This window comes from Microbacterium sp. 22195, from assembly GCF_052056515.1.
Classification (GTDB): Bacteria; Actinomycetota; Actinomycetes; order Actinomycetales; family Microbacteriaceae; genus Microbacterium.
The window spans coordinates 38,121-50,007 of sequence record NZ_JBQEPE010000005.1 but is presented as its reverse complement, the minus strand read 5'-3'; the positions used below and the strand labels follow the sequence as shown (position 1 = coordinate 50,007).

At 70.3% G+C, this 11,887-nt stretch carries 11 protein-coding genes and 1 tRNA gene; 8 read left to right on the top strand and 4 right to left on the bottom strand.

Translation table 11 applies throughout. The features are described 5' to 3' along the window. Positions 1 to 34: 34 nt before the first annotated feature. A complete protein-coding gene (locus ACTJJ4_RS14400; protein WP_292698650.1) occupies positions 35 to 301 on the top strand; it encodes a DUF3039 domain-containing protein in 267 nt (88 codons plus the stop codon). A 44-nt stretch (positions 302 to 345) separates the two neighbouring features. Here the strand turns inward: ACTJJ4_RS14400 and ACTJJ4_RS14395 are convergent, their stop codons facing one another. Beyond that, complete coding sequence (locus ACTJJ4_RS14395; RefSeq protein ID WP_440944166.1) at positions 346 to 1,785, bottom strand: nicotinate phosphoribosyltransferase; 1,440 nt, start codon at positions 1,783 to 1,785, stop codon at positions 346 to 348. On the opposite strand from ACTJJ4_RS14395, the gene ACTJJ4_RS14390 reads away from it, so the two are divergent. The 6 genes from ACTJJ4_RS14390 to ACTJJ4_RS14365 all read left to right on the top strand — a co-directional run bounded on the left by ACTJJ4_RS14390 (position 1,777) and on the right by ACTJJ4_RS14365 (position 7,472). After that, the gene (locus tag ACTJJ4_RS14390; RefSeq protein ID WP_440943967.1) at positions 1,777 to 3,255 is read left to right on the top strand and encodes a glycoside hydrolase family 3 protein; all 1,479 of its coding nucleotides are present in this window, start codon (positions 1,777 to 1,779) and stop codon (positions 3,253 to 3,255) included. The genes ACTJJ4_RS14395 and ACTJJ4_RS14390 overlap by 9 nt on opposite strands. A gap of 45 nt (positions 3,256 to 3,300) precedes the next feature. After that, positions 3,301 to 4,248, top strand: coding sequence for an N-acetylmuramic acid 6-phosphate etherase (murQ, locus tag ACTJJ4_RS14385; protein ID WP_440943966.1), 948 nt, complete (start codon positions 3,301 to 3,303; stop codon positions 4,246 to 4,248). Between the two features lie 11 nt (positions 4,249 to 4,259). Continuing rightward, the gene (murI, locus tag ACTJJ4_RS14380) at positions 4,260 to 5,114 is read left to right on the top strand and encodes a glutamate racemase (RefSeq protein WP_292698644.1); all 855 of its coding nucleotides are present in this window, start codon (positions 4,260 to 4,262) and stop codon (positions 5,112 to 5,114) included. Positions 5,115 to 5,142: 28 nt separating this feature from the next. Further along, on the top strand, positions 5,143 to 5,883 hold the full coding sequence (gene rph / locus ACTJJ4_RS14375; protein ID WP_440943965.1) for a ribonuclease PH: 741 nt from the start codon (positions 5,143 to 5,145) through the stop codon (positions 5,881 to 5,883). Next, a complete protein-coding gene (gene rdgB, locus ACTJJ4_RS14370; protein ID WP_440943964.1) occupies positions 5,880 to 6,473 on the top strand; it encodes an RdgB/HAM1 family non-canonical purine NTP pyrophosphatase in 594 nt (197 codons plus the stop codon). The genes rph and rdgB overlap by 4 nt, the downstream gene beginning before the upstream one ends. A 78-nt stretch (positions 6,474 to 6,551) precedes the next feature. Then, entirely contained in the window at positions 6,552 to 7,472 is a 921-nt protein-coding gene (locus ACTJJ4_RS14365) for a cation diffusion facilitator family transporter (RefSeq protein WP_440943963.1), read from the top strand. Here the strand turns inward: ACTJJ4_RS14365 and ACTJJ4_RS14360 are convergent, their stop codons facing one another. Next, positions 7,473 to 9,926, bottom strand: coding sequence for an ATP-dependent DNA ligase (locus ACTJJ4_RS14360; protein WP_440943962.1), 2,454 nt, complete (start codon positions 9,924 to 9,926; stop codon positions 7,473 to 7,475). It abuts the gene before it with no gap. Between the two features lie 66 nt (positions 9,927 to 9,992). On the opposite strand from ACTJJ4_RS14360, the gene ku reads away from it, so the two are divergent. After that, a complete protein-coding gene (ku, locus tag ACTJJ4_RS14355) occupies positions 9,993 to 10,862 on the top strand; it encodes a non-homologous end joining protein Ku (RefSeq protein WP_440943961.1) in 870 nt (289 codons plus the stop codon). A 40-nt stretch (positions 10,863 to 10,902) separates the two neighbouring features. On the opposite strand, the gene ACTJJ4_RS14350 is transcribed toward ku, so the two are convergent. Beyond that, the gene (locus ACTJJ4_RS14350; RefSeq protein WP_440943960.1) at positions 10,903 to 11,670 is read right to left on the bottom strand and encodes a DedA family protein; all 768 of its coding nucleotides are present in this window, start codon (positions 11,668 to 11,670) and stop codon (positions 10,903 to 10,905) included. 59 nt (positions 11,671 to 11,729) lie between these two features. Then, a tRNA-Leu gene (locus ACTJJ4_RS14345) sits at positions 11,730 to 11,811 on the bottom strand. Positions 11,812 to 11,887: the final 76 nt, after the last annotated feature.

Sequence of the window (11,887 nt, the reverse complement as noted above, 5' to 3'; positions counted from 1 at the left end):
GCCCCGGGCGGATCATCACGGCTAGAATCGGCGCATGAGTACTCCGCTGGACAGCCCCGATCAGGGTGGCGTGGCAACACTTGATCGCGAACTCGAAGAGCTCCTCCGCGAGGAGAACCTCGAGCCCGGCGACCATGAGCGCTTCTCGCACTACGTGAAGAAGGACAAGATCCTCGAGTCGGCCATCACCGGCAAGCCGGTGCGTGCGCTCTGCGGCAAGAAGTGGACCCCGGGGCGCGACCCCGAGAAGTTCCCGATCTGCCCGACCTGCAAGGAGATCTACGAGAGCATGCAGTTCTAGACGACGACCGTTCTAGTCGACGTCGACGCCCTTCGACTCGTCGCTCAGGAACCGATCGGCCCCTCCGGGGCATCAACAAAGTGGGTCGGGATCGCAGGGTCCGACTTGCTGAGCGCGAGGGCGCGCACCGGCAGCTCCTCGCGCACGCGCAGGTGATGCTCTCGGGCGGAGGCAGTGCCGTCGTGCCCCTCGTACGCGCTGTCGATCTCGCCGTTCTCGACGAGCACGACCTGCAGGGCGCGGGCATCCGGGTGGGATGCCGCCGTGTCGACCCGCTCGAATCCGTCGGCGACGGAGATCGTCTCGGCGACGGCGACGCCGTCCTCCAGCGTCCGGAACGCGGCCTTCCGCCCGCCCTTCGAACCCTTGTCGGCGGATGCCTTGGCCACGGCCACCCAGCCGCCTGCGGCGTCCTGACGCGCGACGAGCTTGTAGACCATTCCGGCGGTCGGATAGCCGGAGCCGGTGACCACGGAGGTGCCCACACCGTACGCATCCACGGGTGAGGCGGCCAGGGCCGCGATCGCGTACTCGTCCAGATCGCTGGTGACCGTGATCTTCGTCTCGGTGGCGCCGAGCTCGTCCAGCTGGGCCCGCACCTCACCCGCGACGATCGGAAGGTCGCCGGAATCCAGGCGCACCCCGCCGAGGCCCGTGCCGGCCACGCGGATCGCGGTCTCGACCCCGGTGCGGATGTCATAGGTGTCCACCAGCAGGGTGGTGCTCGCCCCCAGGCTCTCCACCTGGGCGCGGAACGCGTCCTCCTCACTGTCGTGCAGCAGCGTCCAGGAGTGCGCGGCCGTGCCCATGGTCGGGATGCCCCACCGGCGGCCCGCCTCGAGGTTGCTCGTCGCGCCGAAGCCGGCGATGTAGGCCGCACGCGCGGCGGCGACCGCGGAATGCTCGGCGGCACGACGCGAGCCCATCTCGGCGAGCGGACGCTCACCGGCGGCGATGCTCATCCGGGAGGCGGCCGTCGCGACCGCCGAGTCGTGGTTGAGCACGCTCAGCGCCAGCGTCTCCAGCACCACGGCATCCGCGAAGGTGCCCTCCACGGTGAGGATGGGGGAGCCCGGGAAGTACAGCTCGCCCTCGCGGTAGCCGAGGATCGTCCCGGTGAACCGGTAGTCCTCCAGGTACTCGACCGCAGCGGCGTCCACCACGTCGTTGTCGCGCAGATACCGCAGCTCGTCCTCCTCGAAGCGGAACTCGCGCAGCAGAGAGAGCAGCCGTCCGGTGCCGGCGACGACGCCGAAGCGGCGTCCGCCGGAGAGCCGGCGGGAGAACAGCTCGAAGACGGAGGGCCGGCTCGCCGTGCCGTCGCGGAGCGAGGCGGCGAGCATGGTCAGTTCGTAGCGGTCGGTGAGGAACGCGGAGCTCATCCGCTCAGTGTATGCGGCGCGCGCTGTCGCAGCCTGCCCGGTGACGGATTCCGCGCGCTGTGCCGCGCCTTCGAATCGGGGATACTGATGTCCGTGCCCGATGACTCCGAACGACGTGAGATCGAACGACTCGCCAACTCCGTGCTCTGGCCCGGATTCCTCGGCCGCGAGGTACCCGGCTGGCTCGCGGATGCTCTCCGTGACGGACTCGCCGGTGTCGTCTACTTCGCGCAGAACCTCGGCGGCGACATCGCGGCGCTGAGCGCCGAGATCCACCGCATCGCCCCGCACGCCCTGATCGGCATCGACGAGGAGGGCGGCAGCGTCACACGGCTGGAGACGACCACCGGGTCCACGATCCCCGGCGCCGCCGAACTGGGCGCGCTGGACGATGTGGAGGCGACGCGCGCCACCGGCTACGAGATCGGGCGCCGCGTGGCCGCGATCGGCGCCGACGTCGTGATCGCCCCCGTCGCCGACGTCAACACCGACCCCCGCAACCCGGTGATCGGCGTGCGCGCCTTCGGATCGGACACCTCGCTGGTCTCGCGGCACGTGGCCGCGGCAGTCACCGGCATCCAGGCCGCGGGCGTCGCCGCCTGCGCCAAGCACTACCCGGGACACGGCGACACCCACACCGACTCGCACCACGACCTGCCCCGGATCACTCTCGACCAGGACGAGATCGAGCGGGTTCACCTACCGCCCTTCACCGCCGCAGCGGATGCCGGGGTGCTGTCGATCATGACCGCGCACATCGCAGCACCGCAGTGGGGTGATGCGCCGGCCACCCTCAACCCCCTGGTGCTCGGACGACTGCGCGCGACCGGTTTCGACGGTGTGATCGTGACCGATGCGCTCGACATGGCCGCGATCCGCGAGAGCGTCGGCATCGGCGGCGGGGCCGTGCGCGCGCTCGCCGCGGGCGCGGACCTGCTCTGCATCGGCAACCCCACGAACCCCGGCGACGCGATGCTGGCCGACCAGGACCAACGCGACTACCGCGAGGCGCGGGATGCCGTGGTGGCCGCCCTGCGCTCCGGCGAGCTGCCGCGCGAGCGGGTCGAGGAGGCCGCGCGGCGGGTGGCCGCGATGGCCGCGGCGGTGCGGGACCGCGGTCCGGCCGCCGAGGTGCCCTTCCACGGTGACGCGATCGCCGACCGAGCGCTGCGCGTGGACGGTGCGTTCACCGCGTTCGATGACGCGCCCACGACGGTGATCGACCTGCGCCGGGCATCCAGCCTCGCCGTCGACAGCGCCGCCTCGCACGTCGCCCTGGCGCTCGCCGCAGGCGGCGAGATCATCCGGATGGACGCTGAGCGGGCCGCGGACGACGACATCGACGCGGCTGTGCGCTCGGCCGGTGCCGGACAGAGCGTCGCGCTCGTCGACCGCATCGACGTCGGGTCTCCGCAGCGGGTCGCGCTCGACCGCATCCGTGGCACGATCCCCGCCGTCGTGGCCGTCAACGTCGGGCTCCCCGTCGCGGACGCGGGAACCGTCATCACGGCATCCGCAGCGAGCCTGCTCGCGGCGCGAGCCGCCCGACGAGCGCTGCTCGTCTCCCACTGAACCCGAAGCCGCACCATCACAGACCCGAACAGGAAGAAGGACGAGATGTCCGACCGCGAACAGCTGCGATCCACCCTCGAGACGCTCTCGACCGAGCGCGTCGATCCCGCGTTCGCCCAGCTCGACCTGCTCGGCACCTCGGATCAGGTCGCCCTCATGGCGGAGCAGGGCGTCGTCGCGGCGCAGGCGGTCGCGTCCGAGCGGGAGAGCATCGCGCGCGCCGTGGACGGCATCGTCGGGCGCCTGCACCGCGGCGGCCGCCTGGTGTACATCGGCGCCGGCACCGCGGGGCGGATGGGCGTGCTGGATGCCAGCGAGATCCCGCCCACCTTCGGCACCGACCCCTCGCTGGTGACCGGCCTGATCGCAGGCGGGGAGCACGCGCTGCGCAACGCCGTGGAGAACGCCGAGGACGACATCGACGCGGGGGAGCAGGCGGGACGCGAGCTCGGTCCCGACGACGCCATCGTCGGGATCTCGGCATCCGGCCGCACCCCCTACGTCGTCGGCGCGCTGCGCGCCGCACGCGAGCAGGGCGCCTTCACGGTGAGCCTGGCCTGCAACCGCGACTCCGAGATCTCGAAGCATGCCGACGCGCCCATCGAGGTCGTCGTCGGGCCCGAGGTGGTGGCCGGCTCCACGCGGCTGAAGGCGGGCACCGCGCAGAAGCTCGTCATCAACACGCTCTCCACGCTCGCGATGGTGCAGTCCGGCAAGGTCTACGGCAACCTCATGGTCGACGTGCAGTCCACGAACGAGAAGCTGCGTGCCCGCGCCGAGCGCACCGTCATGCACGCCACCGGCGTCACCCCCGAGGCAGCCGCTGCGGCACTGGCATCCGCCGACGGCTCCGTGAAGCTGGCGATCGGCATCGTGGAGACGGGAGCGGATGCCGAGACCATGCGCCGTGCGCTGGACGCCGCCGGCGGGAACCTGCGTCAGGCACTCGCCGCGACCTCGTCCACGACCCGGGGTGCTGAGGACGCCGAGTAGGCTTGGGGATCATGAACGACGCGCCCATCGGCATCTTCGACTCCGGAGTCGGCGGGCTGACGGTCGCCAGGGCCATCCGCGCCCAGCTGCCCCAGGAGTCGCTCGTCTACATCGGCGACACGGCGCACTCGCCGTACGGGCCGAAGCCGATCGCCGACGTCCGCCGGTACAGCCTCGAGGTACTCGACACGCTGGTGGACCAGGGCGTGAAGATGCTCGTGATCGCCTGCAACACGGCATCCGCGGCCATGCTCCGCGACGCGCGGGAGCGGTACGACGTGCCCGTCGTCGAGGTGATCGGCCCGGCCGTGCGACGCGCGGTCTCGACCACCCGCAACGGCCGCATCGGCGTGATCGGCACGGTCGGCACGATCGGATCGCGCGCCTACCAGGACATGCTCGAGGTCAATGAGCGCCTCGAGGTGTTCACGGCCGCCTGCCCGCGCTTCGTCGAGTTCGTGGAGGCCGGCATCACCGGCACTCCCGAGGTGCTCGCGGTCGCCGAGGACTACCTGGCGCCGCTGCGGGACGCCGAGGTCGACACGCTCGTGCTCGGCTGCACGCACTACCCGTTCCTGCGCGGCGCGATCAGCTACGTGATGGGGGACGGGGTCTCGCTGGTCTCCAGTGACGACGAGACCGCCGCGGACGTCTACCGGCAGCTGGTGCGACACGACCAGCTCGCCCCCGCGGACGCCGTTCCCACCTACACCTACGAGGCGACCGGCGACTCGACCGAGGACTTCACCGTGCTCGCCAACCGGCTCATGGGCCACGAGGTGCGCGACGTGCAGCTCGTGCAGACCGGCGTGATCACCCTGCCGGACCTGTCCGGCGTCGACGGCGCCGACGCGCTGCGGCCCTGAACTCCCGAACCCCTTCCGAGAGGACACCATGTCAGACATCGTCCGCGCAGACGGCCGCAGCACCGACCAGCTCCGAGAGGTGACGATCGAGCGCGGCTGGTCCGCGCACGCCGAGGGCTCGGCGCTCGTCAGCTTCGGCGGCACCAAGGTGCTGTGCACGGCGTCGTTCACGAACGGCGTGCCGCGCTGGCTGACCGGCAAGGGCAAGGGCTGGGTCACCGCCGAGTACGCGATGCTGCCGCGGGCCACCAACTCGCGCAACGACCGTGAGAGCGTGAAGGGCCGCATCGGCGGTCGCACGCACGAGATCTCCCGCCTGATCGGCCGCGCGCTGCGCGCCGTCGTCGACACGAAGGCGCTCGGCGAGAACACGATCGTGATCGACTGCGACGTGCTGCAGGCCGACGGCGGCACCCGCACCGCCGCGATCACCGGCGCCTACGTCGCCCTGGCCGACGCCATCGAGTGGGGCCGCGAGAAGAAGTTCATCGGGAAGAACGCGACGCCGCTGCTGGACTCGGTGGCCGCGGTCTCGGTCGGGATCATCGACGGCGAGCCCATGCTCGATCTGGCATACGTCGAGGACGTGCGCGCGGAGACCGACATGAACGTGGTCGTCACCGGCCGCGGCCTGTTCGTCGAGGTGCAGGGCACCGCCGAGGGCGCGCCCTTCGACAAGCGCGAGCTGGACGCCCTGCTGGAGCTCGGCGTGAACGGTTGCGCCTCGCTCGGGGAGCACCAGCTGGCTTCGCTGGCGGCGGAGCGATGAAGGTCGTCCTCGCAACGCACAACCCCCACAAGGTCGCCGAGTTCCAGCAGATCGTCGCCGCCACCCGTCCCGACCTCGAGGTGATCGGCTACGACGGCCCCGAGCCCGTCGAGGACGGCGTGACGTTCGCCGAGAACGCGCTGATCAAGGCGCGTGCGGCCGCTGAGCACACCGGGCTGCCGGCGCTCGCCGACGACTCCGGCATCTGCGTCGACGTCCTCGGCGGTTCTCCGGGCGTGTTCTCGGCGTACTGGGCGGGGCAGAAGAAGGACGCCACGGCCAACCTCGAACTGCTGCTGGATCAGCTGCACGACATCGCCGACCCGCATCGCGCAGCGCAGTTCCACTCGACGATCGCGCTGGTGACCGCCGACGGCACGGAGCGCACGGTGCAGGGCATCTGGCCCGGCCGCCTGGCGCACCGCCCCGCCGGCCCCGGCGGATTCGGTTACGACCCGATCTTCATCCCGGACGGTCAGGACCCCGCATCCGAGCGCACCGTCGGCGAGTTCACGGATGCTGAGAAGCAGTCCCAGTCGCACCGCGCCCGCGCGTTCCAGGCGCTGATCCCGCTTCTCGCGGCGCTCTAGGGGCTATTGAGAATCATCCCCATTCCCGACTAGGCGGAATCGGCGCTGACCGGCGTCTTCCCGGCCTAGCCTGGAGGCATGCACGATCACGCACCCGCCCCGGGCGGCATCCGCGACGCCGGTCATCGGCGCCTGCTCGCCGTCTCGCTCGGCCTGACCGCCACCATCATGGTGGTGCAGATCGTCGGGGCCATCCTGTCGGGGTCTCTCGCGCTGCTGGCCGATGCCGCGCACATGTTCACGGACTCCTCGGCGCTCGTGATCGCGCTCATCGCGACGGCGGTCGCCGCGCGGCCCGCGGATGACCGGCGCACCTTCGGCTACCAGCGCGCCGAGGTGTTCGCCGCGCTCATCAACGCCATCATCCTCATCGTGCTGACCGTGAGCGTCGCCGTCGGCGGCGTGAACCGCCTGCTCAACCCGGGCGAGGTGGAGGTGGCTGGTCCCGTCATGCTCACCGTCGCCGTCGTCGGCATGCTGGCCAACGGCACCTCGATGTGGCTGCTCAGCCGTGCGCAGGAGAAGAGCATCAACGTCCGCGGGGCGTACCTGGAGGTCATGGGCGACCTGATCGGCTCGGTGATGGTCATCATCGCGGCGATCGTGATCGTCACCACGGGCTGGATGCCCGCTGACGCGATCGCCTCCCTCGTGATCGCCGCGATGATCGTGCCCCGCGCGATCTCGCTGCTGCGCGAGGTCTTCTCGGTGCTCGCCGAATCCGCGCCCAAGGGTATGTCGGTGGACGACATCCGCACGCACCTGAAGGGGTACGAGGGAGTCGTCGACGTGCACGACGTGCATGTCTGGCAGCTCACCCGCGGCGCCCCGGTGTTCACCGCGCACGTGAGCGTCGCCTCGTCCGTCTACGCGCAGGGGCGTTCTGCGGATCTGCTCACCAGGCTGCAGTCGTGCCTCGCCGACCACTTCGACGTGGAGCACTCCACGTTCCAGCTAGAGCCGGCCGGACACGATGACTGCGAGGCCACGCACGCCTGATCAGGACTCCCGGCGCACCTCTTCGGGGGACTTGTCCGGGCGCAGTCCGCGCCAGCGCGAGTGCCGCAGGATGCCACTGGGCGACCAGTTCGCGAACTCGACCTCGCCGACCAGTTCGGGCCGCACCCACTCGGCATCGGATGCGTCCGGTGCGGGCACGCCGTCCAGGCCCGGAGTGCTCGTGCGCAGCAGGTCCAGACGTGCGTTCAGGTCGGTCAGCATCCGATCCGTGAAGCCGGTGCCGACCCGGCCGACGTACCGCAGATCACCGTTCTCGTCCGGCACGGCGAGCAGCAGCGAGCCGATGCCGTCGCGCCGGTTGCCCTGACCGGGACGGATGCCGACGATCACCACCTCCTGCGTGCGGGTGTGCTTGAGCTTCAGCCACGACGACGACCGGGCGCCCGAGCGGTAGGCGGACTCCGGATCCTTCGCGACGACGCCCTCCAGTCCGTATCTTCCGCTCATCTCCATGGCTGCGTCGAGGTCATCGAACACGGGCGGCACCTGCACCGGCGCATCGAGATCGGATGCCAGCTGCTCCAGCAGCTCGCGCCGCTGCCGCAGCGGCAGGCGGGTGAGGTCGTGGCCGTCCAGGCGCATCAGGTCGAACAGCAGGTACACCACCGGCGTGCGCACCACCTCCCGCTCGATCTCGCGGCCGCGCGTCAGGTGCATCCGGTTCTGCAGGCGGGTGAAGCTCGGCCGGCCCTGCGCGTCGAACGCGACGATCTCGCCGTCGATCACCGCATCGGATGCCGGCAGGTGCGGCGCGCCGTCGGCGGTCAGCTCCGGATAGCGCGCGGTGATGTCCGTGCCGCTGCGGGCGCGGAGCGTGAGCCTGCCGTCTGCCCAGGTCCCGATCGCGCGGACGCCGTCCCATTTGATCTCGGCCCAGTCGTAGCCGCGGGCGAGGCCGGGGGAGCCCGTCTCCGACAGCATCGGCCGGATGGGGCCTTCTTCTGACGCGGGTGCTTCCGCGGGGATGGCGGCGTCTCGCGTGGGGAGACGACGGCGGCGTTCAGGCGAGGGGTCTCTTCGTCGCCTTTCCGGTGCAGGCGGGGAACCGCCGCCGTCCTTCATCCGGTGCAGCAGCCACTGCGACTTCTCGCCCTCGCCCTCGGTGCGGATGAGAGCGAGCCCCGCCGATCCCAGACGCCCGCCCGCCTGCCCGGTGAACGTGCCGATCACCTCGTCGTCGCGCCACTTCTCCAGCGCCACGGTGCCGGTGTCCCACACGGTCATGGAACCGGCGCCGTACTCCCCGCGCGGGATCTCGCCCTCGAAGGTGAGGTACTCCAGCGGGTGCGGCTCGGTCATCACCGCCAGGTGATTGCGATCCGGCGTCTCCGGAACGCCCTTGGGCACCGCCCAGCTGATCAGCACGCCGTCGCGCTCGATGCGCAGGTCGTAGTGCAGGCGGCTCGCGTGGTGCTCCTGGATCACGAAACGCGGGGCGCCGGAGGCACCGGCGACGGCCGTGGTCGGCATCGGCTCCGGCGTCTTCGCAGCATCCCGCTTGGCGAGATAGGAGGTGAGTGCCGTGCTGGGCGGTGCGAGGGCCGCGAGCGGATCGATCCCGGCATCCACCCGCTCCAGGACCTCTTCGAACTCCAGCTGGCGGAGCCCGGGATCGTCCAGTTCCTCCCAGGTGCGCGGGGCGGCGACCCACGGGCGGGCGCGCCCGCGCAGCGAATAGGGTGCGATGGTCGTCTTGGAGGCGCTGTTCTGGCTCCAGTCGATGAAGACCTTCCCCCTGCGCGCGGACTTCGCCATGGTTCGCGTGGCGAGGTCGGGATGATCCGCCTCGATGAGCCGGGCGAGCTCCTTCGCGACGGCGGACACCTCGTCGCTGCTCTGCAGTCCGGTGCCGTCATCGGAAGTGGGCAGACGGGCGTACAGGTGGATGCCCTTGCTGCCGCTGGTCACCGGCATCGGCTCCAGCCCCATGCCGGAGAGGATGCCGCGGGCGATCCGCGCCACCTCCGCGCACTCCGCGAGACCCACGCCGGGGCCGGGGTCGAGGTCCAGCACCAGTCGGTCGGGCCTGCCGCGGCCGCCGGAGTGCGTGAACCGCCACTGAGGCACGTGCAGCTCCAGCGCGGCGATCTGCGCGAACCAGACCAGGGTCGCGGTGTCGTCGGCGAGCGGATACTCCTTGGGCCCGTCGGAGTGCTCGATCGGCATCCGCCTGACCCAGTCGGGCGCCCCCTGCTCGAGCTGCTTCGTGAAGAAGCTCTCGGCCGGGGCATCCGTCGTGCCCACCCCGTCGACCCAGCGCTTGCGGGTGACCGGCCGTCCGCGCACGTGCGGCAGCATGACCGGCGCGACCCGCGAGACGTAGGCGAGGATCTCGCCCTTGGTGGTGCCGGTCTCCGGATACACGACCTTGTCGAGGTTGGTGACGCGCAGGCGTCGGCCGTCGATCTGCACGACCTGCCCGCTCGCTGCCATGGGGACAGATTAGCCGGGCGGCGCAAGCCCCTGGCCGGAACCACTGTGACTGGTGATACTTGTGTGATGAGGAGCATCTGGAAGGGCGCAGTGACCTTCGGCCTGGTGAACGTGCCGGTGAAGGTCTATTCGGCGACCGAGGATCACGACATCTCGCTGCACCAGGTGCACGCGGAGGACGGCGGTCGCATCCGCTACCAGCGCGTGTGCGAGATCGACGGCGAGACCGTGCCCTACGCGGACATCGACCGGGCCTACGTCGACGACGACGGGCAGACCGTCGTGCTCACCAAGAAGGACCTCGACGCCCTGCCGGCCGAGAGGAGCCGTGAGATCGACGTGGTGGAGTTCGTGCCCACCGAGCAGATCGACCTGCTGACCCTCGACCGCGCCTACTACCTCGAACCGGACTCCAAGTCGCCCAAGGCCTATGTGCTGCTGCGCCGCACCCTCGAGCAGACCGACCGCACGGCGATCGTGCGGTTCACGCTGCGGCAGAAGACCCGCCTGGCCGCCCTGCGGGTGCGGGGGGACGTGCTCGTGCTGCAGACGCTGCTGTGGGCGGACGAGGTGCGCGAGGCGGCATTCCCGTCGCTGGACGAGGACGTGAAGATCAGCGACAAGGAGCTCGAGCTCTCGGCATCGCTGGTCGACAGCTACTCCAGCGACTTCGAGCCGGAGTCGTTCGTGGACGAGTACCAGAAGGAGCTGCGCACGCTCATCGACGCGAAGATCAAGGCCGGCGAGACCTTCGACGCGGCCGAGACCTTCGCCGAGGAGGGCGAGGGCGACGGTGGCGAGGTCATCGACCTGATGGAGGCGCTGCGCGCCAGCGTCGAGCGCTCCAAGGCGGAACGCGCCGGTGGGAAGAACGATGCCGGGAAGAAGGACACCGAGAAGTCCGGGAAGTCAGGCGGGCGCAAGAAGGCGGGCTGACGCCGTCGCGAGCGACGCCGTCAGCCCGCCTTCTCGGGGATCAGTGCTTGCCGTCGCCGTCCAGGTCGGGGGCGCGGTCGAAGACCTCGGGGTCCAGCTGCAGCGCGGTGGTCGCGGGAGCGGACGCCTCGCCCTCCCGCACCTCCTTCTTCACCTTGCGGCGCTCGCTGAGGTAGTGCCACAGCGTCAGCACCGCGGTGCCGGCGACGGCGGCGAGCAGGATCAGGTCGATGTACTCGACGACGAGGTCGCGGATCCACGGGATGTACGCGATCAGGTAGCCCACCATCGTGAGCCCGAAGCCCCACAGCAGCGCGCCGATCAGGTTGTACAGGGAGTAGCGCTTCCAGGGCATGTGCCCCACGCCCGCGGCGACGGGCGCGAACGTGCGCACGATCGGTACGAAGCGGGCCAGGATGACCGTGATGCCGCCGAAGCGCTCGAAGAACGCGTTGGTGCGCTCGACGTTCTTGCGGCTGAAGAGCCCCGATTCCTTGCGCTCGAAGATCGCCGGGCCGCCCTTGTGGCCGATGAGATAGCCGACCTCGCCGCCCACGAACGCGGCGAGGGCGATCAGCAGCGTCACCACCCAGATGTTCACGCCGAACACGTTGTTGGTGTGCGTCAGCAGCCCCGCGATGATCAGCAGCGTGTCGCCGGGGAGCAGGAAGCCGATGAGGAGGCCCGTCTCGGCGAAGATGATGAAGCACACGACCAGCAGCGCCCAGGGACCTGCGACGGAGATGATGTGTGCCGGGTCGAGCCAGGGGATCAGCGCTGTCGGCGCCTGGATGAGCGAGTGAAGCAAGAGAGGTTCCCGTCGGTCGTGCAGCGGCGGATGGAACAGGGGATGGAACAGGGGATGCGTGCGGGAGATGGGACTTGAACCCACACGCCCAGGGGCACAGGAACCTAAATCCTGCGTGTCTACCGATTCCACCACTCCCGCGCGTCAGCAAGTCTACTGATGGAGGGTTACGGGTTCCCGTACATCTGCCGAGCCGTGGGGCTGTGGATAACTTTGA